18 protein-coding genes and 1 pseudogene are annotated in these 24,501 nt (G+C 73.5%); 5 read left to right on the plus strand and 14 right to left on the minus strand.

What is annotated here, in order from left to right; translation table 11 throughout:
* Positions 1-116 precede the first annotated feature (116 nt).
* Positions 117-1,010 carry an IclR family transcriptional regulator gene (locus ACFWPI_RS16425; protein WP_079136066.1) on the minus strand — a complete coding sequence of 298 codons (894 nt, stop codon included), beginning with the start codon at positions 1,008-1,010 and terminating at the stop codon, positions 117-119.
* 439 nt (positions 1,011-1,449) lie between these two features.
* Between ACFWPI_RS16425 and ACFWPI_RS16430 the strand changes: the two genes are divergently transcribed.
* From ACFWPI_RS16430 to ACFWPI_RS16445, 4 genes are all read left to right on the plus strand, one after another.
* A complete protein-coding gene (locus ACFWPI_RS16430; protein ID WP_063350255.1) occupies positions 1,450-2,760 on the plus strand; it encodes an extracellular solute-binding protein in 1,311 nt (436 codons plus the stop codon).
* A 64-nt stretch (positions 2,761-2,824) separates the two neighbouring features.
* The gene (locus tag ACFWPI_RS16435; RefSeq protein ID WP_380370330.1) at positions 2,825-3,835 is read left to right on the plus strand and encodes a carbohydrate ABC transporter permease; all 1,011 of its coding nucleotides are present in this window, start codon (positions 2,825-2,827) and stop codon (positions 3,833-3,835) included.
* Between the two features lie 131 nt (positions 3,836-3,966).
* Positions 3,967-4,770, plus strand: a complete 804-nt coding sequence (locus ACFWPI_RS16440; RefSeq protein ID WP_063351601.1) for a carbohydrate ABC transporter permease — start codon at positions 3,967-3,969, stop codon at positions 4,768-4,770.
* 262 nt (positions 4,771-5,032) lie between these two features.
* A complete protein-coding gene (locus ACFWPI_RS16445; RefSeq protein WP_363371080.1) occupies positions 5,033-7,426 on the plus strand; it encodes an excinuclease ABC subunit UvrA in 2,394 nt (797 codons plus the stop codon).
* A 144-nt stretch (positions 7,427-7,570) separates the two neighbouring features.
* Here the strand turns inward: ACFWPI_RS16445 and ACFWPI_RS16450 are convergent, their stop codons facing one another.
* The 13 genes and pseudogenes from ACFWPI_RS16450 to ACFWPI_RS16510 form a co-directional block, all read right to left on the minus strand.
* Positions 7,571-9,196, minus strand: coding sequence for an amidohydrolase (locus tag ACFWPI_RS16450; RefSeq protein WP_380370328.1), 1,626 nt, complete (start codon positions 9,194-9,196; stop codon positions 7,571-7,573).
* The gene (locus ACFWPI_RS16455; RefSeq protein ID WP_380370326.1) at positions 9,193-10,047 is read right to left on the minus strand and encodes a PaaX family transcriptional regulator C-terminal domain-containing protein; all 855 of its coding nucleotides are present in this window, start codon (positions 10,045-10,047) and stop codon (positions 9,193-9,195) included. Before ACFWPI_RS16455 ends, ACFWPI_RS16450 begins: the two co-directional genes overlap by 4 nt.
* A 53-nt stretch (positions 10,048-10,100) precedes the next feature.
* Positions 10,101-10,859 carry an Asp/Glu racemase gene (locus tag ACFWPI_RS16460; RefSeq protein WP_380370324.1) on the minus strand — a complete coding sequence of 253 codons (759 nt, stop codon included), beginning with the start codon at positions 10,857-10,859 and terminating at the stop codon, positions 10,101-10,103.
* 48 nt (positions 10,860-10,907) lie between these two features.
* The gene (locus ACFWPI_RS16465; RefSeq protein ID WP_380370321.1) at positions 10,908-11,810 is read right to left on the minus strand and encodes a fumarylacetoacetate hydrolase family protein; all 903 of its coding nucleotides are present in this window, start codon (positions 11,808-11,810) and stop codon (positions 10,908-10,910) included.
* 57 nt (positions 11,811-11,867) lie between these two features.
* A complete protein-coding gene (locus tag ACFWPI_RS16470; protein ID WP_380370319.1) occupies positions 11,868-13,049 on the minus strand; it encodes a cupin domain-containing protein in 1,182 nt (393 codons plus the stop codon).
* The gene (locus ACFWPI_RS16475) at positions 13,046-14,017 is read right to left on the minus strand and encodes a carbon-nitrogen hydrolase family protein (RefSeq protein ID WP_350879099.1); all 972 of its coding nucleotides are present in this window, start codon (positions 14,015-14,017) and stop codon (positions 13,046-13,048) included. The genes ACFWPI_RS16470 and ACFWPI_RS16475 overlap by 4 nt, the downstream gene beginning before the upstream one ends.
* A gap of 17 nt (positions 14,018-14,034) precedes the next feature.
* Positions 14,035-16,458, minus strand: a complete 2,424-nt coding sequence (locus ACFWPI_RS16480; protein WP_380370317.1) for an FAD-dependent monooxygenase — start codon at positions 16,456-16,458, stop codon at positions 14,035-14,037.
* A complete protein-coding gene (locus tag ACFWPI_RS16485; protein ID WP_380424861.1) occupies positions 16,455-16,856 on the minus strand; it encodes an acyl-CoA thioesterase in 402 nt (133 codons plus the stop codon). The genes ACFWPI_RS16480 and ACFWPI_RS16485 overlap by 4 nt, the downstream gene beginning before the upstream one ends.
* Positions 16,857-18,482 (minus strand): annotated as a pseudogene (locus ACFWPI_RS16490) (AMP-binding protein); the annotation flags it as partial.
* 217 nt (positions 18,483-18,699) lie between these two features.
* On the minus strand, positions 18,700-19,689 hold the full coding sequence (locus ACFWPI_RS16495) for a hypothetical protein (RefSeq protein ID WP_380370314.1): 990 nt from the start codon (positions 19,687-19,689) through the stop codon (positions 18,700-18,702).
* 256 nt (positions 19,690-19,945) lie between these two features.
* Positions 19,946-20,959, minus strand: a complete 1,014-nt coding sequence (adhP, locus tag ACFWPI_RS16500; protein WP_380370311.1) for an alcohol dehydrogenase AdhP — start codon at positions 20,957-20,959, stop codon at positions 19,946-19,948.
* A gap of 125 nt (positions 20,960-21,084) precedes the next feature.
* Entirely contained in the window at positions 21,085-21,588 is a 504-nt protein-coding gene (locus tag ACFWPI_RS16505; protein WP_363370988.1) for a GNAT family N-acetyltransferase, read from the minus strand.
* On the minus strand, positions 21,585-22,910 hold the full coding sequence (locus tag ACFWPI_RS16510; RefSeq protein ID WP_380370307.1) for a DUF6271 family protein: 1,326 nt from the start codon (positions 22,908-22,910) through the stop codon (positions 21,585-21,587). The genes ACFWPI_RS16505 and ACFWPI_RS16510 overlap by 4 nt, the downstream gene beginning before the upstream one ends.
* A 374-nt stretch (positions 22,911-23,284) precedes the next feature.
* Between ACFWPI_RS16510 and ACFWPI_RS16515 the strand changes: the two genes are divergently transcribed.
* Entirely contained in the window at positions 23,285-24,484 is a 1,200-nt protein-coding gene (locus ACFWPI_RS16515) for a peptidoglycan-binding protein (protein WP_380370304.1), read from the plus strand.
* Positions 24,485-24,501 lie beyond the last annotated feature (17 nt).

The following is a 24,501-nucleotide window of genomic DNA, read 5'->3' on the forward strand; positions in this document are numbered from 1 at the left end:
CTCCAATTGTCGGATGAGGTCCGGTGCCTTTCAAAGGCGCCGGGCCTCATTCGCTTTTTCGGGCTGTTTCGGTGCGCGGTCAGGACTTGGTGGGGCGGGCGAGTTCCGCCGGTGATTCAGGACGGCTGGCGGTCGGAGCCGAGTTCGCGGGAGATCCGCAGTCCGGCCTGGGCGACGACGGGGCCGAGGGCGCGGACGCGGGCGGCGGTCATGCGGGAGGTCAGGCCGGAGACCGACAGGGCGGCGGTGACCTCGCCGGCGTGGTCGAAGATCGGTGCGGCGACGCAGCGGACTTCGGGTTCGTTCTCGCGGTCGTCGATGGAGTAGCCGCGGGCGCGGATCCGGGCGAGGTCGGCGCGCAGCCGGGTCTCGTCGGAGATGGTCCAGGCGGTGACCGGGCGCAGGCCCGCGGCGACGACCTCGGTGACGGCCTCGTCGGGCAGCCAGGCGAGGATGGCCTTTCCGGTGGCGGTGCAGTAGGCGGGGGCCCGGCTGCCGACGCGGGAGGCCATGCGGACGTTGGTCTCGTCCTCGACCTTGTCCAGGTAGACGATTCCGGGGGCCTGCCAGACGGTCAGGTGGACGGTCTCGCCGGCCTCGCGCTGGAGCCGGCGCAGGTGTTCGGCGGCGACGCTGCGCAGGTCGAGGGTGGAGAGGTAGGCCTGGCCGAGGCGCAGTGAGCCGTGGCCGAGCCGGAACCAGCCGGTCTCGCGGTCGCGGTCGAGGAGGTGCTCGTCGAGCAGCGGGCCCGCGAGCCGCAGCACGGTGCTCTTGTTGAGGCCGAGCGCTTCGGCGAGCTGGGCGAGCGGGACGCCGCGCCCGTCGCTGTGGTCGCGGACGTGGCCGAGGACGGCGAGCGCGCGGCGCAGCGAGGACGACTGGTTGCGTTCGGTCGCGGGTTTGCGCCCGGCGGCCGCGCCCGAGGGCCGTTCGGCCGCCGCGCCGGTGGGTCTGTCGGCCGCCGTGCCCGCGGGCCGCTCGGTCTCCGCGTCGGGCCCCGTCTCCGTCATGGGTGGTCCGTCCCCTGTCTCGTTCCGCTGTCGAGTGCTACTGCCGTGTACTACTGCCGTGTACTGCTGCCGTGTGCTGCTGCCGCGTTCTGCCGGTGTTCCCCCGCTCGACGGCGGCGGTTGTCAGAAGGTACCCGTTCGCGTTCGCAACGCCGCTTCTTCGACACAACGTTGTGCAGTGCAAAACTTCCCGAACCCCCTCTTGTTGGCGCCGATCGCCCGCGCTTAACGTCCCTGCCATCGAGCAGGCGACGCCGCCCCACCCGAACGGTCCGCCCTGCCGCACCCCCGTACCGGCCTGCCCGGGACGCCCCCCAACGCGTCCGGGCCGTCCTCCACCCACACCCACCATCGGCCCCGGTCAGGGCCTGCTTCGACGTACCCGTCCCCAGCGGCGCACGTCTCGGCGGCAACTGTCGGGAGGGGAGGTTCTCCACCCATGCGACTCATCAGACGGACTGCCGCGGCCGCCGTGCTCGCCGCCAGCTGCCTCGCCGCGACCGCCTGCGCGCCGGGCACCGCCGCGCCGGCCGGCGACAAGGCCGCCGACGACCGGACCGGCACCCTCCAGGTCTGGCTGTACAACGAGGCGGGCAACGCGGCCAAGGAGGCCGTGGTCGGCAAGGCGGTGAGCGAGTTCCAGGCCTCCCACCAGGGCGTCACCGTCAAGGTCAGCTACATCGACACCGACGCCTCCGCCCGCGCGGCCAAGATGAAGGGCGCCTTCAACGACCCGGGCAGCGCCCCGGACCTGGTCGAGTTCGGCAACACCGACCTCCCCGGCTACGTCGCGGCCGGCGGCCTCGCCGAGATCGGCGCCGACCTCGACAAGTGGCAGGACAAGGGCGACCTCGACCCGGCGATCGTCAAGACCGCCGTGGTGGACGGCAAGACGTACGGCCTGCCCTGGTGGGTCGCCGTGCGCGCGCTCTACTACCGCAGCGACCTGTTCACCGAGGCCGGGCTGACCCCGCCGACCTCGTACGCCGAACTGGTCACCGCCACCCAGAAGATCCACGCAGCGCACCCCGACACCTTCGGCATCGCCGTCGGCGGCAAGTACACCTTCGGGGCGCTGCCGTTCGTCTGGGACGCGGGCGGCGACATCGCCGCCAAGGACGGCTCCGCGTACAAGGCGGCCATCAACTCGCCCGCCTCGCAGGCCGGGATCAAGCGCTACACCGATCTCTTCGGCGCCGACGGCTGCCCCGCCCAGCAGTGCGCCGACCTCACCGGCGGCAAGACCGTCGACCTGTTCGCGGCCGGCAAGTCGGCGATGGCGATCCTGCCCAACTCCAGCCGCAGCAAGGTCGACGGGGGCCCGGTGAAGGGCAAGTACGGCGTGGTGCCGCTGCCCGGGGAGAAGGCCGGCTCGATCGCCCCGGCGTTCGCGGGCGGCAACAACCTCGGCGTGATGAAGGCGGCCAAGCACCGCACGCTCGCCCTCGAATTCGCCGAACTGCTGGCGGGCCCGGCGTACCAGGAGCAGATGTACGACGCGATGGGCAACCTGCCGACGCTCAAGTCCGTCAGCGGCAAGGTCGCCGCCAAGGACGCCTTCCTGAAGCCGTTCACCGACACCATCGCGGCCGGCACCAGGTTCGTCCCGCTCGACCAGGCGTGGGCGCAGATCGACGCCCAGGCGGTGATCCCGACCATGCTGCAGCAGGTGGTCACCGGCAAGGCGGACGTGGCGAAGGCCTCGGGCGACGCCGCGAACCAGATCACCTCGGCCTTCGCCGCGCACTGACGGCGGCTGCGCACCCACCCCCAACCTCTGGTCCCGTACCACCTCCTGGTCCCGCACCGACCTCATGGTCCGCGGAAGAGAGCAGGTCCCGCACGTGTCCGCATCCACCACGACCGCCCCGACGGCGCCGCCTTCCCCGCGCGGGCGCCGTGGGGGCACGGCGCCGGCCGCACCCTCGGGCGGCCGGCGCCGCCGGCCCCCGCTGCTGCTGCTCCTGCCGGCCGCGGTCATCCTGATCCCGCTGGTCGCCTACCCGATCTACCAGCTGGGCCTGCTGTCCGTGCTGGACTTCGGGCAGGCCCAGGCCTCGGGGGGCGCCCCGACCTCCTTCGTCGGCTTCGGCAACTACTCGAAGATCCTGAGCGACGGCCAGTTCTGGTCGGTGCTGCTGCAGACGGTCGGCTTCGCCGCGTTCTGCGTGGTCGCCACCCTGGCCGTCGGCGCGACCCTCGCCGTCCTGCTGACCAAGGTCGGGCGGTGGCCCAGGTTGGTGCTGACCACCGCCGCGATGGCGGCCTGGGCGGCGCCGGCGATGACCGGTTCGACGGTGTGGAGCTTCCTGTTCGACACCAACCTCGGCCTGGTCAACCACACGCTGGTGAAGCTCGGGCTCACCGGCTTCCACGAGTTCAACTGGTTCTACGACAAGTGGACGGCGTTCCTGATCGTCGGCGCCGTCGTGGTGTGGCACTCCTTCCCCTTCGTGATGGTCACCCTCTACGCGGGGATCCGGGCGATCCCGGAGGAGATCATGGAGGCCGCCGCCCTGGACGGCGCCAACACCTGGACGACCTTCCGCCGGATCACCGCGCCGATGCTGCGGCCGATCCTGACCATCGTGGTGATCCAGTCGGTGATCTGGGACTTCAAGGTCTTCACCCAGATCTACGTGATGACCGAGGGCGGCGGCATCGCCGGCCAGAACCTGGTGCTCAACGTGTACGCGTACCAGAAGGCGTTCGCCTCCTCGCAGTACGGGCTCGGCGCGGCGATCGGCGTGATCATGCTGCTGATCCTGGTGATCCCGACGGTCCTCTACATCCGCACCCTGCGACGGACGGGGAACGAACTGTGAGCGCCCTGAACCCCGTCCGGGACTCCCGGACCGGCACCGGCGGAACCGGCACCACCCGGAGCCGCAATACCCGGAGCCGTAACACCCGTAACACCCGCGGCCGTTGGCGGTTCGCCGCCAACACCGGCGCGATCGTGCTGGCCGTGGTCACCGCCTTCCCGATCTTCTGGATGGTGCTGTCCGCGTTCAAGCCCAAGGGCGAGGTGCGGTCGCTGGACCCGAAGCCGTGGACGGCCCACCCCACGCTGGAGAGCTTCCGCCAGGTGCTCAGCGTGGACGGCTTCGGCCGGTACTTCGTGAACAGCCTGGTGATCGCGGTGTCGGTGGTGGTGCTCTCGGCCGTCGTGGTGTTCCTGGCGGCGGTGGCGGTGACCAGGTTCCGGTTCAGGTTCCGCACCACCATCATGGTGATGTTCCTGATCGCCCAGATGATCCCGGTCGAGGCGCTCACCATCCCGCTGTTCTTCATGTTCCGTGACGCCGGCCGGTTCGCGCCGGGCATCGGGCTGAACACCCTCGCCTCGCTGATCCTGGTGCAGTTGGCGTTCTCGCTGCCGTTCGGCATCTGGATGATGCGCGGCTTCGTCGCGGCCGTCCCGGTGTCGATCGAGGAGGCCGCGCAGATCGACGGCGCCAGCCGCACCCGCATCCTGTGGCGGATCCTGCTGCCGCTGGTGGCGCCGGGCCTCGCCGCGACCAGCGTGTTCTCCTTCATCGCCGCGTGGAACGACTTCGTCTTCGCGAAGACCTTCATCATCAGCGCCACCCAGAACCAGACCCTGCCGTCCGCGCTGCTGGTCTTCTTCAAGCCGGACGAGAACGACTGGGGCGGCATCATGGCGGCGTCGACGCTGATGACGGTGCCGGTGCTGATCTTCTTCATCGCGGTCCAGCGCAAGCTGGTGTCCGGGCTGGCGGGCGCGGTGAAGGACTGACGTCGGCCGGGGCGGTGAAGGACTGACGCCGGCCGGGGCGGTCGGGCGGGCTCCCCCCGTCCGGCCGCCCCGGCGGTCGTGCCACGCCGTGCGGCCGGTACCGGACGCCGATCCGCGGGCCCACCGGCCTGGTCGTCTCCGGGGCGGCGGTTAGGCTTCCGCCATGCCTGGCCGGCACCGGTGGACGGGGCTCCCCTCCCGGGTGCGGCGGCCGGCGATCATCCACCGCGACGGCGGCTCCGCCGCACAGATGGGGAAGACGATGAGCAAGCCCACGAGGACGGCCGCGCAGCCGCCGGCGGCACCCGGTGCCGACAGTCACGACCTGATCCGCGTGCACGGCGCGCGCGAGAACAACCTCAAGGACGTCAGCGTCGAGCTCCCGAAGCGGCGGCTGACGGTGTTCACCGGCGTCTCCGGCTCCGGCAAGAGCTCCCTGGTGTTCGACACGATCGCCGCCGAGTCGCAGCGGCTGATCAACGAGACCTACAGCGCCTTCGTCCAGGGCTTCATGCCGACCCAGGCGCGGCCCGAGGTCGACGTGCTGGAGGGGCTGACCACCGCGATCATCGTCGACCAGCAGCGGATGGGCGCCGACCCCCGCTCCACGGTCGGCACCGCCACCGACGCCAACGCGATGCTGCGGATCCTCTTCAGCCGGCTCGGGCAGCCGCACATCGGCTCGCCCAAGGCGTTCTCCTTCAACGTCCCCTCGATCAGCGGGGCGGGCGCCGTCACCGTCGAACGCGGCGGGAAGACCGTCAAGGAGCGGCGCAGCTTCAGCATCACCGGCGGCATGTGTCCGCGTTGCGAGGGCCGCGGCAGCGTGTCCGACATCGACCTCACCCAGCTCTTCGACGACACCAAGTCGATCTCCGAGGGCGCGATCACCATCCCCGGCTGGAAGACCGACAGCTGGTGGACGGTGGGGATCTACGCGAACTCGGGCTTCCTCGACCCGGACAAGCCGATCCGCAAGTACACCAAGAAGGAGATGCAGGACTTCCTCCACCGCGAGCCGACCAAGGTCAAGGTCAACGGGGTCAACCTCACCTACGAGGGGCTGATCCCGAAGATCCAGAAGTCGATGCTCACCAAGGACCGGGACGCGCTGCAGCCGCACATCCGGGCGTTCGTCGACCGGGCGGTCACCTTCACCGCCTGCCCCGACTGCGGGGGCACCCGGCTCAGCGAGGCGGCCCGGTCGTCGCTGATCGGCGGGACCAGCATCGCCGACGCCTGCGCGATGCAGATCAGCGACCTGGCCGCCTGGGTCCGCGACCTCGACGAGCCGGCCGTGGCGCCGCTGCTCGGGACCCTGCGGCACACCCTCGACTCGTTCGTGGAGATCGGGCTGGGCTACCTCTCGCTCGACCGGCCCTCCGGCACGCTGTCCGGCGGCGAGGCGCAGCGGGTCAAGATGATCCGGCACCTCGGCTCGGCGCTCACCGACGTCACGTACGTCTTCGACGAGCCCACCACCGGCCTGCACCCGCACGACATCCAGCGGATGAACGAACTCCTGCTGCGGCTGCGGGACAAGGGCAACACGGTGCTGGTCGTGGAGCACAAGCCGGAGACCATCGCGATCGCCGACCACGTCGTCGACCTCGGCCCCGGCGCCGGGACGGCGGGCGGCTCGGTCTGCTTCGAGGGCACCGTCGAGGGGCTGCGGTCCAGCGGCACCGTCACCGGCCGCCACTTCGACGACCGGGCCGCCGTCCGCAAGGCGGTGCGCGAGCCGAACGGCACCCTGGAGATCCGCGGCGCGACGGCGAACAACCTGCGCGACGTCGACGTCGACATCCCGCTCGGGGTGCTGACCGTGATCACCGGCGTCGCCGGCTCCGGGAAGAGCTCGCTGGTGCACGGCTCCATTCCGGGGGGCGCGGGCGTGGTGTCCGTCGACCAGGGCGCCATCCGCGGCTCCCGGCGCAGCAACCCGGCGACGTACACCGGGCTGCTGGAACCGATCCGCAAGGCCTTCGCGAAGGCCAACGGCGTCAAGCCGGCCCTGTTCAGCGCCAACTCCGAAGGCGCCTGCCCCAACTGCAACGGCGCCGGGGTGGTCTTCACCGACCTGGCGATGATGGCCGGCGTGGCCAGCACCTGCGAGGAGTGCGAGGGCAAGCGCTACGACGCCTCGGTGCTGGAGTACCACCTCGGCGGCCGTGACATCAGCGAGGTGCTCGCGATGCCGGTGACCGAGGCCGAGGAGTTCTTCGGCACCGGCGAGGCGCGCATCCCGGCCGCGCACCGCATCCTCGCCAACCTCGCCGACGTCGGGCTCGGCTACCTCAGCCTCGGCCAGCCGCTCACCACGCTGTCCGGCGGCGAGCGGCAGCGGCTCAAGCTGGCCACCCACATGGCCGAGAAGGGCGGCGTCTACGTCCTCGACGAGCCGACCACCGGCCTGCACCTCGCCGACGTCGAGCAGTTGCTCGGGCTGCTCGACCGGCTGGTGGACTCCGGCAAGTCGGTCATCGTCATCGAGCACCACCAGGCGGTGATGGCGCACGCCGACTGGATCATCGACCTCGGCCCGGGCGCCGGCCACGACGGCGGCCGGATCGTCTTCGAGGGCACGCCCGCCGACCTGATCGCCGCCCGCTCCACCCTCACCGGGGAGCACCTCGCGGCCTACGTCGGGGGCTGACGGCCCCGGCGGTCGAGCGTCTCGGCGGTCGAACGTTTCGGCGGCAGGGTGGTGCCACGCCCCGGGCACTGCCCTGCCGCCATGGCGTTCCACCACCGGGTCCGGCTCGTGCTGCTGGACCCGGTGCGCGGCGGTGGTGGACCGTTACGCGGGAGCGGGGTGGACGGTCCGCCCGCCGACGACCGTGCGCTCGGGTCGCAGCTCGCGCAGCACGTCGACCGGGCAGCTCAGCGGATCGACCGGCCACACCGTCAGATCGGCCAGCGCCCCCGGCCGCAGGCTGCCGCGTTCGGCGCTCTCGCCCATCAGCCGGGCCGCGTGGACGGTGTGCAGCGCGACCGCCTCGGCCCGGTCGACGGCGTGCTCGGGCCCCACCACCCCGGCGGTGGTCCGGCGGGTCGTCATGCCCCACACCGACACCATCGCGCCGTACGGGCCGACCGGGAAGTCCGAGCCGGCGGCCAGCAGCGCGCCCTCGTCGAGCCATTCGCGCAGTGGGAAGATCCCGGCGGTCCGCTCCTCGCCCCAGGCCCGCTGCTGGGCGAGCGCGCCGTCGTGCAGCAGCGGGTGCTGCACGGTGACGGGGATGCCGAGCGCGATCGCCCGGGCCCGCTGGTCGGCCCGGGCCAGTCCGCCGTGCTCGACCACCAGCGTGCCGGGCGGCAGGCCGGGGCGCTGGTCGAGCACCTCCTCGAAGACGTCCAGCAGGGTGCGCAGGCCGCGGTCGCCCCAGGCGTGCACGCCGACCCGCCAGCCGCGCCCGACCACCCGGTCGACGGCCGCGACCAGCTCCTTCGGCTCCCAGAGCAGTCGGCCGTGGTAGCAGGGCCGGCCTTGGTACGGCTCCTCCAGCGCGCCGGCCTCGAAGCCGCCGTCGATGCCGAACTTCACCCCCCACAGCCGCAGCAGGTCGTCGTCCTCGCCGGCGGCGCGCCAGGCGTCCATCCGGTCCAGCAGCTCGTCGACCTGCTCGGGGGTGCGGGCGGCGAAGCCGGAGACCAGCGCCCGGACCCGGACGGCGAGCGCGCCGGCCGCCCTGGCCGCGAGCAGCACGTCGAGGTCCTCGACCGGGACGAGGCAGTCGCGGACGGTGCCGATGCCGGTGGCGGCGTAGTCGGCGGAGGCGGCGCGCAGGCCGGCCACCCGTTCGGCGAGCGCGGGGCGCGGCAGCACCCGCTCGACCAGTTCGACCGCCTTGTTGACCAGCCGCCCGGTGAGCCGCCCCCGGTCGTCGCGTTCGAGCAGGCCGCCGGGCGGGTCGGGGGTGTCGTCGGTGATGCCGGCGAGGCGCAGCGCGGCCGAGTTGAGCACCATGTTGTAGGCGCCGCGGCGGACCAGGACGGGGTGGTCGGTGGTGGCCTCGTCCAGTTCCGCGGTGGTGGGCAGCCGCTGCTCGGCGAGCAGCACCTCCTGCCAGTTGACGGTGGTGTGGATCCACTGGCCGGGCGGGGTCCGGGCGGCGCGTTCGCGGATCAGGCCGAGGAAGGCGGCGAGGTCGCGGGCCCGGTGGACGGGGACGCCGTGGATGCTGTGGCCGGCCAGGATCAGGTGGGTGTGGGTGTCGTCGAAGGCGGGCAGCACCGTGGCGGCGGGGGCGTCCAGGACCTCGGTGTCCGGTCCGATCAGGTCGTCCAGGCCGTGCGGGTCGGCGGACAGGGCGGTGATCCGCGCTCCGGTGACGGCGATCGCCCGCTGCGGCGGCCGGCCGGGGACGAGGGTGTGGACGGCGGCGGCGCGGACGAGGAGGTCGGCGGGGGCGGGGTCGGTCATCGCGGCTCCTGGTGGGGTGGGGCGCCGGCCGGCAGGCCGGTGACCTTCTCGACGTGCCGCAGGCTGGGCTCGGCGAGCAGCGCGTGCAGCTCGGTGAAGACGGCCCGCGCGGCGACGGCGTTCCAGTCGGCGGGCAGCAGCGGCTCGGGCAGGCCCGGGTCCAGGTAGGGCAGCCGGCGCCACTGGGTGAGCATCGGGACGTAGTCGCGGAACGCCTCGACCGGGTCGACCCGCGGCCGGCCGCGCAGTTCGGCGGCGACCGGGCGCCAGGCGTCGTCGAAGGCCGCGTACTGCGCCTCGATCGCGGGGAAGTCCCACCAGCCGGCCACCGCGGTGCGCAGTTCGGCGAAGCCCGCGTACTCGGCGGACAGGAACAGGTGCACGTAGGCGCTCAGCCCGAGGCGTTCCAGCAGCCGCCGGGCGTCCGGCAGCAGCCGGGCGGGCGCCAGCCAGACGCCGGGGGCGGCGTTGCCGAAGCCGAGCCAGCTCAGCCGGGAGCGCAGCTGGTGGCGGTGGGCGCGCTCGGACTCGGGCACCGAGAAGACCGCGACCACCCAGCCGTCGGCGAGTTCGGCGGGCTCCAGGCTGTGGAAGATCCGGCGGTCGCCCTCCTCGAAGACCGGGCCCATCGCCGGGGCGAGCCGGTAGCCGGTGCCGTCGCGGCGCTCCTGGAACAGGGTGCCGGCCTTCTTCAGCCGGGAGATGGCCGAGCGCACCGCCGGGCCGTCGATGTCGAGTTCGGCCATCAGGGCGATCAGGTCGGCGATCGAGATCCAGCCGCCGAGGCGGCGCACGAACTCGCCGTACACGGTGTGGATGAGGGAGCTGGGCCGGGGCGTGCTCTCCGACATGGTGCGCCTCCTCCCCGGCAGCTCGTGGTGATCATAGCGGTGGGAGCTCCGCGTCAGGCGTGGGCGTAGGCGCCGGAGAGCAGGTGCCCGGCGCCGGGGGCGACGGCCGGCAGGCCGAGGGCGCGCAGCAGTTGGTGGGCGGTGCAGATCGCCGCCGAGACGACCGGCTTGCCGAGCTGCTGCTCGGCTTCCTCGACGGCGGACAGCGAGGGCAGCTGCACGCAGGCCGAGAGCACCACCGCGTCGGCCTCGGCGTGGGCGAGGCGCCGGGCGATGGCGGGGAGCCGCGCCGGGTCGTGGGCGGCCACGTCGAGGTTGTCGGGGATCTCCAGGGCCGCGTAGTCGAGCACCTCGATGCCCTCGTGGGCCAGGTAGTCGACCACGGTCCGGGCCAGCGGCCGCAGGTACGGGGTGACGAGGGCGACCTTCTTGGCGCCGAGCGTGTGCAGGCCGGTCACCAGGGCGCCCGCGCTGGTGACCACGGGGGCGGGGGCGCCGTTCTCGGCGGTGCGCCGGTGCAGGCGCTGTTCGGCCTCGCGGTGGTAGCCGGGGCCGGTGGCCATCACGGCGACCAGGCAGGCGTAGCCGAGCACGTCGACCCGGGCGTCGGAGAGTTCGGCCGCGCAGCGGTCGGACTCGGCGTCCATGGCGCGCAGTTGCTCGGGGGTGACCCTGGTCATCCGCATCCGGCTGGAGTGGAAGGTGAACCGCTCGGGCGCGACCGCCTCGCGGGCCCGCAGCAGGGCGGGGACCTCGGTCTCCATGGTGACGTTGGAGCTGGGGACGATCTGGCCGATCCGGTAGGTGGTCATGGGGTGCTGGGGCTCCTCTCGGGAGCTGGCCGGGGCGGGGTGCTCCGCTCAGCGGGCGTCGACCACCGGGTTGGCGAGGGTGCCGATCCGCTCGATGGTGGCCTCGACCAGGTCGCCGGGCTGGAGGAACTGCGGCGGCACCAGGCCGGCGCCGACGCCGGACGGGGAGCCGGTGGCGATCACGTCGCCCGGTTCGAGGGTGACGCCGGAGGAGATGTCGGCGATCAGCCGGGCGATGCCGAACAGCATGTGGCGGGTGTTGGAGTCCTGCCGCAGCTCGCCGTTGACCCTGAGCGAGAGGTCGAGGTCCTGCGGGTCGGGGATCTCGTCGGCGGTGACCACGACCGGGCCGAACGGCGCGTAGCTGTCCTGCCCTTTGGAGAAGAACCACTGCCCGGAGCGGCGCTGGTCGCGGGCGCTGACGTCGTTGACGATGCTGTAGCCGAAGACGTGCCGCCAGGCGTCCTGCTCGGCCACCCGGAAGGCCGGTTCGCCGATCACCACGGCGAGTTCGCACTCCCAGTCGAGCTGCTTGGTCAGGTCGGCGTTGTGCCGGATGGGCTGGCCCGGGCCGGTGACGGCGGTCGCGGGCTTGCTGAACAGCACGGGCCGGTCGGGCAGTTCGCGTTCGGTGTCCAGGGTGCGGTGCGATTCGGCGACGTGCTCCACGTAGTTGAGGCCGACGCCGACGATCTTGCCGGGCCGCAGGGGCGCGCGCAGCGACACCTCGGCGAGCGGGCGGACGGCGGGGTGGCCGGGACCGGCTTGGGCCAGCAGCGTGCGGGCGGTGGTCAGCGCGGCCTCGCCGGCCCGGACCAGGCCGAGCAGGCCGTCGGGCAGCCGGGCGTCGGCGGCGGTGGCGAGGGCGGTCAGGTCGGCGACCTGGTCGCCGAGCCGGGCGCCGAGGCGCGGGGTCTCGTCGCCGTCCGTGCAGTAGGTCAACAGGTGCATGGTCGGGGCTCCTTGGGGGTACCGGGCGGTGGTGGGCCGGGGTGCGGGTCCGGTGGGTCAGGCCGGGTCCTGGTGCCCGTCGTGCTCCGGGTATGCCTCCTCGCGGTAGAGGCCGAGCGAGTGCATCACCGGGAAGTCGTTGAAGGAGAACAGGCAGGCGTCCTCGCCGGGGTCGAGGTTCGCGTGCTCGTGCCAGGCCCAGGACGGGACGACGAAGACGTCGCCCTGCTGCCACTCGAAGCGCCGCCCGGCGATCACCGAGACGCCCCGCCCCTTGGCCGCCGTGTAGACCACCGAGCCGGTGTGGCGGTGGGCGCGGGTGGCCTGGCCGGGGCGCAGCAGTTGCAGGTGGGCGGCCATGGTCGGCATCACCGGGCCGCCGGTGACCGGGTTGGTGTACTCCATGATGACGCCGTCGTACGGCGATCCCCCGGTGGCGCGGGCGAGTTGGCACAGCGCGTGGTAGCTGGGCTCCCAGGGCCAGCCGAGCAGGGGGGAGTAGGGCCTGCTCCAGGTCTCGACGCCGTACGGGAGGAGGTTGCCGCCGTAGCTCAGCAGCGAGGAGTTCACCACCGTGCCGGGCCGCTGGTAGAGCTCCGGGTGGACCTCGTAGAAGTTCGCGTCGAGCATGTTGACCAGCGGGATGTCCAGGCCGTCCTGCCAGATCACCGGGGCGTCGTCGGACTCGTTGCCGTGCTCGTGCCAGGAGTTGTTGGGCGTGATGGCGAAGTCGCGCGGGCCGACCTTGAGCTTCTGGCCGTCCACGACCGTCCAGGCGCCGGTGCCCTCGTGGACGAAGCGCAGGGCGGCGGCCTGGTGGCGGTGCGCGGTCATCGCCTCACCGGGGCCCATGATCTGGAGGCCGGTGTACAGCAGGCCGACGGCGGCGCTCAGTTCGCGGCGCCCGGGGTTGACCAGCATCACCACCCGGCGGCCGGCGTCGTCGGCCTTGACCAGCGGCAGCGCCTTGCGGACCAGCGGGCGCAGGTCGGCGTAGCGCCAGAGCACCGGCACCGACTTGGGCTGCGGGTACCAGGGCTCGATCTCGTTCGCCACCGTCCACAGGGCGCCGGCCTCGTGTTCGGCCAGTTCCTCGTAGTAGGCGGCGAGTTCGGGGCTGTCGGTGACCCTGGCGCGGCCGAGCTGGTCGTCGTCGTGGCCGGCCGTGCGCCCCTGGTCGGTGGCGCCGTGGGGGTCGGTCGTGCCGTGGGGGTCGGTCGTGCCGTCGTGGCGGGTCATGCCTGCTCCTCCGGGAACACCAGCGGCCGCAGCGGGCGGTTGTCCACGTGCAGCCGGAAGACGTCGAAGCGGTTGTAGTGGCCGACGATGTCGTGCATCTGCTTGGGCTGGATGCACCGGCCGAGGTCGATCTCGGCGTAGACGATGCCCTCCTCGTCCACCAGCGGCTCGCCCACCGGGCGTCCGTCGGGGCCGAAGACGCCGGACAACGCGCTGCGCGGGCGGGCGAGTTGCTTGCGCACCTGGTGGTCGTCACCGGCGATCAGGTCCACCATCTCGGGCGAGATGGTGGAGCAGGAGACCACGGTGAACAGCTTGCCCTCGAAGCAGTGCGCGGCGGCGCGCAGCGCGATCGCCTCCGCCATGTCGTAGTCCTCGGGGGCCACCGGCAGGGCGATGTAGCTGGCGGCGTGGACGAGTTCGCCCTGGGCCAGCAGGGTGAAGCGGGCCAGGGTGTTGGTGTTCTCGCCGCAGGCCAGCGCGCCGAGCGGGCCGACGGCCGTGCGGTGCACCCGCAGGGAGCTGCCGTCGCCGGGCGTCCAGGTCAGCTTCTCGGCCCAGGTCGGCACCAACTTGCGGTGCACATCGAGGAGTTCGCCGTCCGCGCCGATGATCAGCAGGGTGTTGTAGAGCACCCCGAGGCTGTGCCGGCCGCGTTCGTTGACGCCGATCACCAGCACCACGCCGGCCTGCCGGGCGGCGGCGCGCAGCGTGTCCACGTACGGGCCGGGGACGTCGACGGCGGCGCGGTAGAGGCGCTCGTACCAGGGCGAGCCCTGCACCGGGTTCATCGTCCAGTTCCAGTACGGGTAGCCGGGGACGAAGACCTCGGGGAAGACCACCAGGGCGGCGCCGTGGCCGGCCGCCTCGTGGATCAGGGCGACGGCCTTGTCGACGGTGGCGGCCGGGTCCAGGTAGACGGGGGCGGCCTGGACGGCCGCGGCGGTGAAGCGGGGCAGGTCGGGCATGGTTCCTCCTCGGCTGCTCAGCGCGGTTCGGGGGTGGGCGGCGGCCAGCGGCGGTGCACCGGCGCGGCGGGCCCGGCCGGCAGGTGCAGGCGCGGTGCGACCCGGTCGGCGTTCGGGCCCGGCGGTCTGCGGCTGCCCGCCGACCAGGGGCCGGGCCAGTGCGCGCCCGGCCCGGTGTAGCCCTGCTCGGCGGCGGCGTGCAGCGTCCAGAGCGGGTCGTACAGTTGGGCCCGCCCGATCGCGACCAGATCGGCCCGCCCGGCCAGCAGCACGGAGTTGGCGTCGTCGTGCCCGGAGATCGCGCCGACCGCGATGGTCGGCAGGCCGGTGGCGGCGCGGATCAGCTCGGCGAACGGCGTCTGGTAGCCGCGTCCGTACGGCGGCCGCTGGTGGGCGACCACCTCGCCGGTGGACACGTCCACCGCGTCCGCCCCGCCGTCGGCCAGCGCGCGGCCGATCGTGACGGCCTCCGGTGCGGTGGTGCCGCCGGGCGCCCAGTCGCAGGCCGAGATCCGCACCAGCAGCGGCCGCCCGGCCGGCCAGAGCGCGCGGACGGCCGCCAGCACCTCCAGCGGCAGCCGCAGCCGGTGTGCGAGCCGGCCGCCGTAGCGGTCGGTGCGGTGGTTGGTCAGCGGTGAGAGGAAGCCGGAGACCAGGTGGCCGTGGCCGAACTGCAGCTCCAGCGCGTCGAAGCCGGCCCGCGCCGCGCGTTCCGCCGCCTCGGTGAAGTCCGCGACCACGGTGGCCAGTTGGGCGGCGGTGGCCGCGTTCGGGGCGGGGCTGTCCGGGCCCCAGGGGAGCGGGGAGGCGGCGAGCAGCGGCCAGCCGTCGGCGAGCGGGCGCCCGATCCCGTCCGGGCCGGGTGCGGCGGTGGCGCCCCGGCGGCCGGCGTGGGTCAGCTGGAGGCCGACCGGGGTGTCGCTCACCGCGCGGACGGCGTCGACGAGTTCGCGCCAGGCCGTCTCCTGGCGGTCGTTCCACAGCCCCGGGCAGCGGTCGGTGGCCCGGCCCCCGGGGCTGACGGCGGCCATCCCGGCGAGGACCAGCCCGGCGCCGCCGAGCGCGTGCGCGGTCAGCTGGGCCCGGTCGAAGCCGCTGGGCAGGGTGTCGGTGGAGGTGAAGGTGGCGAGCGGGGGCACCACGACGCGGTTGCGCAGCTCCAGGGCGCCGAGCTTCAGCGGCCGGAACATCGGCGGCACTCCGGGCGGGCCGCCTGCGGCGGCGTCCACCGCGTCGACGAAGCCGGGGTCGCGGGCCCGCAGGTTGCCGTAGGTGACCCGGCGGCTGCGGGTGAGCAGGTTGAACGCGAACCGGTCGGCGCCCTGCCCGGTGCGCCGCTCCACCGTCTCGAACCACTCCAGGCTCGCCTGCGCGGCCCGCTGGGTGGACTCCACCACCGGGCGCCGCTCCGCCTCGTAGGCCGCCAACGCCTGCTCCAGCGCCGGTTGTTCGTGCAGGCTCGCGGCGAGCGCGAGGGCGTCCTCCAGGGCGAGCTTGGTGCCCGAGCCGATCGAGAAGTGCGCGGAGTGCGCCGCGTCGCCGAGCAGCACCACGTTGCGGTGGCGCCAGCGGGCGTTGCGCACGGTGGTGAAGCGGATCCAGCGGGAGGCGTTCGGGATCAGCCGGTGGCCGTCCAGGTGTCCGGCGAGCAGGTCCGCGCAGCGCCGCACGCTCGCCTCGTCGCTCTCGCCGCGGGCCGGCTCCCGGGCGGCGAGGGCGTCGAACCCGGCCCGGCGCCAGGCGTCTTCGGCGATCTCCACGATGAAGGTGGAGCGGGTCGCGCTGTACGGGTAGGCGTGCACCTGGAGGGTGCCGAAGTCGAACCGCTCGACGATGAAGGTGAAGGCCTCGAAGACCTTGTCGGTGGCGAGCCAGATGTAGCGGCAGTGCCGCTCGTCCAGGTCGGGCCGGAAGGTGTCGGCGTAGGCTGCGCGGGTGCCCGAGTGGATGCCGTCGGCGGCGACCACCAGGTCGTACTCGGCGGCGAGCCGGCCGACCGGGGGGGCGGGGGTGCGGTAGCGCACGTCCACCGCGAGCTGCTCGCAGCGCCGTTGCAGGATCGCGCGCAGCCGGTTGCGGTCGAGTGCCGCGAAGCCGTGCCCGCCGCAGGTGCGGACCTCGCCCGCGTAGCGCACGTCGATGTCGCTCCAGCGGGCGAACTCGGCGCCGATCGCGGCGAAGACCTCCGGGTCGGCCTGGGCGATGCCGTCCAGCGTCTCGTCGGAGAACACCACGCCGAAGCCGAACTCGTCCTGTCGGCCGTCGCGTTCGAAGACGGTGATCTCCCGGTGCGGTGCCAACCGCTTGGCGAGCGCGGCGAAGTAGAGCCCGCCCGGACCGGCGCCGATCACCGCGATGCGGCGGGCCGCGCTGGTGCGGGCGGCGGCGGGGGTGGTGGTGCGGGCGGCGGCGGGGGTGGTGGTGCGGGCCGCGGTGGTCATCGCACCACCTCCGGCTGTTGCGGTCCGGCCTCGGCCAGCGCGTGGCGCACCGGCGCGGGCCAGGGCTCGGCGCCCTTGGCGTTCGGCGCGGCGTGCACCACCGACATCCGCCCGGACGCGGCCAGGCCCTGCGGGCCGTGCACCTCGAAGGCGTAGTGCAGCGAGGAGCCGCCGACCCGGACCACCCGCAGCTCGGTGCGGACCAGGTCGCCGAACCAGAGCCGCTCGCGGTAGTCGGCCTCGAAGTGCACCCGGGGGATCCGCCCGAACAGCTCGGCCAGGCCCAGCCGGCGCAGCAGCGCCGCCTCCGCGGCCTCGGCCCAGCGCTGGACGGCCGAGAAGTGGTAGTGCCCGGCCGCGTCGGTGTCGGACCACTCGACCCGGCGCTCGATCGCCACGCTGGCCGGGGCGGTCGCGGCCCGCCGGCGCAGTTCGGCGCGGTGCAGCTTGCCGGTGGCGGTGCGCGGCAGCCGGGTGACGAACTCGACCGCGCGCGGGTACTTGTACGGGGCGATGGTCCGCTTGACGTGCTCCTGGAGGCTCCGCACCTGCTCCGGTCCGGCGGGCGCGCCCTCGCGCAGCACCACGTAGGCCTTCACCACCGTGCCGCGCCGTTCGTCCGGCGCCCCGACCACCGCGCAGTCGGCGACGTCGGGGTGGGCGGCGAGGGCCTGCTCGACCTCGGGGCCGGCGATGTTGTAGCCGGCCGAGACGATCATGTCGTCGTTGCGCGCCTGGTACCAGAAGTAGCCGTCCTGGTCACGGAGGTAGGTGTCGCCGGTGAGGTTCCAGCCGTTGCGGACGTAGTCGCGCTGGCGTTCGTCGTCCAGGTAGCGGCAGCCGGTGGGGCCCTTGACGGCGAGCAGCCCGGGCACGCCGTCCGGCACCGGCCGGCCCTGCTCGTCGAGGACGGCGGCCCGGTATCCGGGGACGGGGCGGCCGGTCGCGCCGGGGCGGATGTCGCCGTCGGCGGCGGAGATGAACACGTGCAGCAGCTCGGTGGCGCCGAGGCCGTCGATCAGCCGCTGCCCGGTGGCCGCGTGGAAGGCCTCCCAGAGGGCGGCGGGCAGGTGCTCGCCGGCCGAGACGCAGCGCCGTACGCCGGACAGGCGGTCGGCGAGCCCGGCGGCCAGGATCGCCCGGTAGGCGGTCGGAGCGGTGAACAGCACGCCGACCCGGTGCCGGTGGACCTGCTCGGCGAGCTGCTCGGGGGTGGCCTGCTCCAGCAGCAGGCTGGCGGCGCCGGCGCGCAGCGGGAAGACCACCAGGCCGCCGAGCCCGAAGGTGAAGGCGAGCGGCGGGGTGCCGGCGAACAGGTCGTCGGGGGTGGGGCGCAGGAGGTGGCGGGAGAAGGTGTCGGCGTTGGCGAGCACGTCGCGGTGGAAGTGCAGGGTGGCCTTGGGCCGTCCGGTGGTTCCGGAGGTGAAGGCGATCAGCGCGACGTCGTCGGCGGCGGTCGGGACGGCGGTGAAGCCGCCGCTCTTGGCGGCGCAGCGGGCGGTCAGGTCCTGGGGGCCGGGCCCGCCGAAGGCGAGCACCCGCAGGCCGGGTGTCTCGGCCCGGGCGAGGTCGTCCAGGTAGCGGTGGTCGCACAGGGCGATGGCGGGCCGGGCGATCCGGTGCAGTCCGGTCAGTTCGGCGGCCCGCAGCAGCGGCATGGTGCTGACGGCCACGCCGCCGGCCTTCAGGACGCCGAGCCAGCAGGCCACCAGCCAGGGGGTGTTGGGGCCGCGGAGCAGCACCCGGTTGCCGGTGGCCAGGCCGAGGTCCTCGGTCAGCAGCCGGGCCACCTGGTCGGCGTGGTCGCGCAGTTCGCCGTAGGTCCACTGGCCGGTCGGGGTGAGCAGGCAGCGGCGGTCGGGGCCGTACCGGGTGATCGTTGCGTCGAGCAGCGCCTGGGCGCAGTTCAGTCGGTCCGGATAGGCCAACTCCGGTATGTCGAAGAGGAGTTCGGGCCACTGATCGAAGGGCGGGAGATGGTCGCGGCAGAACGTGTCCACGTGCGCGGAGGGGGATAGCTCCATGGGCGGGCACCTCATCGTGCGAGCGGGAGTGAGGCCAGTATGGCGTGTTGGTGACGCCAGTCAAGAGAGCGATACATGCATTCGGGGAGAGGGCGCCGCGCGGTCTCACCGGTGGCCCCACCCGCGTCCCGGCGCAACGGCAGCCGCACCCGGCGACCGGTGCGGTCGGGGTGCGGCGGGTTGGGTAGGGGCTGCGGCAGGCGGGGGTGCGGCCGGGTCAGGCGGTGGCCCCCTGGGCGGCGGCGTCGGGCTCGCGGCCGTCCTCGGCCTGCTGGGCGCGTTCGGCCAGCAGGCGGGCGAACAGAACCAGCACCGGCATGGCGGCGTCGGCGCCCGGGCCCGAATCGCGGACGTACAGCAGCGTGGTGCCGACCCGCACCAGGGCCTCCGCCCCTTCCGCGCCGTGCGTCCGGGCGGCCCGCTGGTCGCCGATCGGGGGGAGGGGGACGGCGGCGGCCGCGTCGGCGCCGCCGACGTGGGCGAGCATCGCCTCGAAGGCCCGGCCGGCGGCGTCGGCGGAGGCGAAGGTGACCACGGTGAACTGTGCGCTGTGCGTGGTCACGGCGCGGAACGTCACGGTGGCGTACGCGAGTTGCTGGTCGCAGGCGTCCGGGAGCAGGCAGGGCACGTCCTCGCCCGGGCCCGCTCCGGACTGCGGGCCGCTCTCCACCTGCCAGCCGCCCGGCATGGCCCGCAGATCGGGCAGCACGCCCTGCACCTGGGCGGGGTCGCGCAGCGTCCGCCCGGCGTGGGCCAGGTCGGGCCCGCCCGGCCGCAGCAGCGGGCGCGAGCCCAGGTTGATCCCGACGGCGACCAGGGCGGCGACCACGATCAGCGCCAGCGTGACGAGGACGGGGGCGGCGCCGATCCGGGCGGCCCGGGCCTGGGCCCCGGCGACGGCCGGATCGACTCGGAGGTGGACGGTCGGCGGGTCGGCGGGCCGGCCGAGTTCGGTGGTGGCCAGGTACCGGGCGAACGCCGGGTCCGTGGTGAGCAGTTCGCCGACGGCGGCGGTCAGCCCGGCCCGCGCCCGGGCGTCCCCCGGGCTCGCGTCGACCGCGTCCACGGCCCGGGCGCCCTCCGGCGTGGCCCGCAGCCGCGCCCGCACCAGATCCGCGACCGCCCGCCCCGGGCCGCCCGCCACCCCCTCGGCCGCCCGCACCAGCACGCCCACCACCACGGGCACCAACTCCTGGCCGTCCCCCATGGCAACTCCCCCCGCCCCACGAGTCGTTGCCCCCACGATCCCGGACCGGACGGCGCCGCGCCCCCCACCGGACGGAACGGAGACGGAACTGCAACCGGGCCCGGACGGACGTGGGGCGGGCGTGACCCGGGGGGCCACTGGTACCCGAACGGGCCGGCCGAGGGGGCGGATCGGCCGCGAGTTGTGTCCTGACAAGGGGGGGCGGACGGATGCCAGGCGCACCTGCTCGGCCGGGGCCGTGCTCAGCGCAGGCCGCTCAGCGCAGGTCGAAGACCAGGCGGGCGGAGACCTTGCCGCCCAGCACCTCGTCGAAGCAGGCGTTCACCTCCTCCAGGCGGCGGGGTTCAAGGATGACGCGGGTGCGGCCGAGGGCGTGCAGGCGGAAGACCTCGGCGAGGTCCTGGCGGGTGCCGACGATCGAGCCGATCACCCTGGTGCCGTTCAACACGGTCTCGAACACCGGCAGTTCGAGCTTCCCGCCGGCCGGGAGTGCCACCAGCACGAGCGTGCCGCCGCGCCGCAGGGCCCCGTAAGCGGCCTGGAAGGAGGCGTTGCTGACGGCGAGGGCGATGGCCGCGTGGGCGCCGCCGAGCCGCTGGACCTCCGCCGCGATGTCCTGGGTGCGGGCGTCGAGGACGTGGTCGGCGCCGAGTTCGCGGGCCAGGGCGAGCTTGTCGTCGGTGACGTCGACCGCGATGGTCTCGGCGCCGAAGATCCGCGCGTACTGCAGCGCGAGGTGGCCGAGCCCGCCGATGCCGGAGACCAGGACCCGGGTGCCCGGGCGGGCGCCGGAGACCTTGAGCGCCTTGTAGGTGGTGACGCCCGCGCAGGACAGCGGCGCGGCGTCGAGCGGGTCGAGGCCGTCGGGGACGGGCACCACGTAGTCGCCGTGCGCCAGCGCGTACTCGGCGTAGGCGCCGTCCACCGAGTAGCCGCTGTTGTGCTGCTGGAGGCAGAGCGTCTCCCAGCCGGAGACGCACTGGTCGCAGCGCCCGCAGGCGTCGGCCAGCCAGGGGATGGCGACCCGTTCGCCGACCCGGACGTTGCGCACCTCCCCGCCGACCGCCTCGACGATCCCCACGCCCTCGTGGCCGGGCACGAACGGCGGGTTCGGCTTGACCGGCCAGTCGCCGTGGGCGGCGTGGATGTCGGTGTGGCAGAGGCCGGACGCCTCGATCCTGACCCGGACCTGGTGCGCCGCGGGCTCGGGGACGGGGCGGTCCTCGATGACCAGCGGCGCGGTGAAGTCGTGGACGACGGCGGCCTTCATGCGCTCTCCCTCGGTCGGTGGTGATGCTGCTGGCGGCTGGGCGCAGCCGTCAGCAGCATCACTCGACGGGGTGAGTGCCGCAGCCCGGACTACTCCGGACGAGTGGACGAGCGGACGAGTGAAGGTCAGCCGGCCGCCACCGGCATCGACATGTAGACGGCGCGCTTGCCGTAGCAGGCCGGCACCGTCACCTCGCGGTGGGCGCGGTAGCCGAGCAGCCGCAGCAGGATGTCGGTGCCGCGGACCGCGACCATGGAGATCCGCTCGAAGCCCTGTTCGGACGCCTGCTCCCGGAAGTGCCGGATGAACCCCAGCGCGACCTCCCGGCCGCGCAGGTCCTCGGCGATCACCAGGTCGTGCACGTGCAGGTTGTCCGACGCGAACACCGCCTCCTCCGGCCGGTCGAGGCTCGGGCAGCGCAGCGGCGGGTACGGCAGGCTCAGCAGGTAGCCGCGGACGGTGCCGTCCTGCTCCAGCACGAAGCAGGTCCGCGGCGAGGCGAGGGCGCGGGACTGCAGCGCCTCCCTGCCCTCCGACAGGCCGTCGGCCGCGTAGGCGTCGTGCTCCAGTGCGACCACGGCGTCCCAGTCGCCGTCGGCCAGGAGCCGGATCCGGAGGTCCTCGCTCACCCGGCCGCGACCTCCGAGGCGGTGCCGAGCCCTTCCGCGCGGGAGGCGGCCACCAGCGCCGCCCAGGCTCCCATCAGCACCGCCCAGCGCTCGGCGTCCTCCTGCGCCTCGTCCAGGAGCTGCTGGCGCTGCTCGGCCACCGCGTCGGCGAGCTCGGTGTACTTGCCGCCCAGCTTGCGGTAGGAGCGGTCCAGGACGTCCAGGCAGTGCTCGTTCCCGGCCCGGTCCCAGTCGACGCTGCCCCGCACCAGGTCGAGGATCGGCTCGATCTTCAGCCCGTGCCGCTCGTCCAGCAGGTCGCGGCCGAGGTCGATCATGCCGCCGTAGACCGGGTACAGGTACAGCATCGAGAGCAGGAACTTGACGAACCGCATCTGGTAGGAGATGAAGCCGTCGCCGATGCGGCGTTCGGGCGTGTAGTAGTTGACGATGTGGCGGTTGTGGACGACGCCGGGCAGCCGGGAGTGGACCATGGCGTGCAGCAGGGCGTAGTCGCTGCCGATGGTCTTGACCGAGGGCAGCAGCGGCAGCACCTCGTAGGCCCGGTGGTCCAGGGCGATGTTGCACATGTAGACGTCCCAGATGTCGGGCACGCCGAGGACGGATTCGTCGGTGGTGAACGGCTCGGAGCCGGCGCCCTTGAAGGAGACGTCCACCATCGCGTCCCGGTCCTCCTCCGGCCACACCGGCGGGGTCCACAGGCGCACCACGTCGCGGTAGATGTCCGGGTCCAACTCGTGGATCTCGCTGATGTCCACGTTGAGTTCGCCGATGAAGGAGCCGCTGACCAGCATCACCGGCTTGTCCGCGTCGGCCGGGTCGAGCTCGGAGCGGGTCACGCCGGCCGCCGCCTCGCCGGCCGGTCGGCCGATCGAGAGCAGCTCGTGGTGGATCGGGAAGATCTTCCGACCGTCGACGACCTGGAAGTCGGCGTCGTCGTTGCGCAGGTGCGCCGAGGTGCAGCCCAGGGCGGCCGCGCCCAGGAAGAGCCGGTTGACGCAGGAGCCGTACGCGACGGCCGGCGGGAGCATCATGTCGAGCAGCAGTCCGGGGTCGGCGGCGCCGGAGCGCTCGGCCACCCGGCGCAGGAACTCCCGCTGCTGCGCGTTGCCGAGGTGGTGGACGACCACGCCGGGGGTGGGCTCCAGGGCGGCCACGGCGCCCGCGTTCTTCGCGAACTGGACGGCGTCGGTGGTGTCGAGGATGAGGAGGTGCACCTCGACGTCGAAGTTCGCGACGGCGTAGGCCGCTTCCTCGGCGAGTTCCACGATGGTGTCGGGGCAGGATCGCATGGTGGGCAGGGCGAGGCAGACTCGTTGCATAACGGTGGAATCTCCGTCGGTTCGTCAGAATCGTGGCGGTGATGACGGTATGAGTGCTTTTCGCGCACCACCGTGGACTAGACCAGTTCCGAAGTCAACGATTGACAGAGCGGCTGTGGCGGGGTGGAATGCGCCCCCGCCCGACGGCTTTCCGGAGCCTCTCGGGCTTCCTTCCGGGCAGGGCGGAGCGCGGGTCCGGTGGCACGCGGTGCGGGCCCCCGGGTCCGTACGCGAGGACGAATTCCCGTTACATATCCGAACGGGCGCGCGAGCATGGGTGGTTCATTGCCGTGTATTGCGCCGTTGGGGTCAATCCGGAGGGTGAACCTGCCGATACCCGCAACGACGTCCGTTCGCCGCCTGGAGGAGACCGCATGTCCGACCTGTGGCTGCCCGGTGCCGAGATCCACGACCTCGGCGACCACGCGCCGACCGACCAGCAGTACCCCCCGAGGGCCATCGCCCACATCACCTGGGACCGCAACGCGACCGCCGCCGCGCCGCAGGACTGGTGCACCTACGAGGACCTGGTGAGCTACTTCACCGGCAGCGGCGCCGGCGACGCGCCACACCTCATCTGGGACCCGTTCAGCGGCCGGATCGCCCAGCTGTTCCCGGCCGACTCCCGCTCGAAGAGCCTGCTCAGCCCGACGACGAGCCCGACCCGCACCAACCGGGCCGGGCGCGTGGTGATCCAGATCGAGGCGGTGTTCTTCCCCTACTGCAACTACCAGGGCACCGTGTACGCGCGGCTGGTCGACACCCCGTGCGCGGGCTGGGACCGGATCCACGCCTGGATCGCCTCCTGGGGCGTGCCCGACGCGTGGCCGATGGGCCGGCCGGTCGACTTCACCAGCCACCGCGACGAGCAGGTGTGGGAGGCCAGCGGCGGCTGGTACGCACACGCCCACGTCCCGTTCAACGACCACACCGACCCCGGTTCCTGGCCCGACTTCACGGCCGGCCCCGGCACCCCGATCCCCTCGCCCTCGCAGCACCCCCCGGTGCCCCCGGCGGACCCGACCCCGGCCCGGTACCAGACCACCATCAACGGCCTCCCGTACGGCTACGGAGCCCAGGGCTACCAGGTCACCGTGGTCGGCCGGGGGCTCGTCGCCCAGGGCTTCGGCGCTCACTACCGCTCCGGCCCCGGGCCGAACTGGAGCGACGCGGACACCGAGAACTACGCGGACTACCAGCAGAGCCTGGGCTACTCCGGCCAGGCGGCGGACGGCGTGCCGGGGGAGAGCTCGCTGCGGCGGCTGCTCGGCTACCTGCCCGGGCCCCGGACGGTGTCGCTCGCGCACGTCGTGGCGGCGGCCCGCACCGACCCCGGCGCCGAGCAGGGGCACCGGACGTACGGCGCCGAGGTGGCGATCGTCGAGCAGGCCCTGGCGGACGAGGGGCTGCTCGAACAGCGCTGGGTGGACGGCTCGTTCGGCAGCCTGACGGTCACCGCCTACGCCGGGTGGCAGCGCCGGTGCGGGTACACCGATGCTGCCGCCGACGGGATCCCGGGGCAGGACTCGCTGCACCGGCTGGGCGCGGCACAGGGCTTCGCCGTCACGGACTGACCGGGACCCCCCGTATC

The organism is Kitasatospora sp. NPDC058492, assembly GCF_042720685.1.
GTDB lineage: Bacteria > Actinomycetota > Actinomycetes > Streptomycetales > Streptomycetaceae > Kitasatospora.